This is a genomic window from Bartonella sp. AA86SXKL (genome assembly GCF_042196885.1).
Map to the genome: position 1 here is coordinate 1 of NZ_JBHIRE010000447.1, position 303 is coordinate 303.

The following is a 303-nucleotide window of genomic DNA, read 5'->3' on the forward strand; positions in this document are numbered from 1 at the left end:
TACTTAACCGTGCGGGTATACGTTTTGTTACAGGTTGTGTTTTTGTTGGCGATTCTTGCTGGTTATGTGGCAAATTTGCCATAGAAATCGCTCCTTCTATATCCGCTAAAGTGAGCTCTTGATATATTTTAACGTGTTCATAAAGCTGCTGTAATACATATTGTGCATGCTTTGTGGCCGTCGTTTTTCCATGGATTAAAATTTTATTACCGCGCGGATGAAGACTAAGCCCAAGCTTTTGTTCGATATAAGTCAGATTTTCATCGAATTTACCAAATACTGCTTTCGCATATTTATTGTTTT

The 303-nt window shown here is 37.3% G+C and carries 1 pseudogene; it reads right to left on the reverse strand.

What is annotated here, in order from left to right:
- Window positions 1–303 (reverse strand): annotated as a pseudogene (locus tag ACFIO5_RS12560) (PhoH family protein); the annotation flags it as partial.